Source organism: Rhizobium sp. SVR5-2C, from assembly GCF_056755115.1.
The window spans coordinates 1-232 of the sequence record NZ_JBNDHT010000636.1 but is presented as its reverse complement, the minus strand read 5'-3'; the positions used below and the strand labels follow the sequence as shown (position 1 = coordinate 232).

At 48.7% G+C, this 232-nt stretch carries 1 pseudogene; it reads right to left on the bottom strand.

Going from position 1 to position 232, the window contains the following annotated elements:
• Positions 1-93, bottom strand: a pseudogene (locus ACPYOI_RS37205) (23S rRNA (adenine(2030)-N(6))-methyltransferase RlmJ); the annotation flags it as partial.
• Positions 94-232: the final 139 nt, after the last annotated feature.

Sequence of the window (232 nt, the reverse complement as noted above, 5' to 3'; positions counted from 1 at the left end):
CTCTTTGAGTGATTCAATGATCAGGCTCTGAACGGTGTGTTTAAGGACGTCGGCGTGGTTGCCTGCGTGAAAGCTGTGGCGATAACTGAGCATGAATGAATGTGTTCCAGGTAGTAAACGTAGGCCTGATAAGCGTAGCGCCATCGGGCAAAAATAGAGCGTATCGCCACAGTATACAGAAAAGTTTATCCTGCCGCGAAAGCGCAACGTCTGGCATTGAAATCCTCTACAC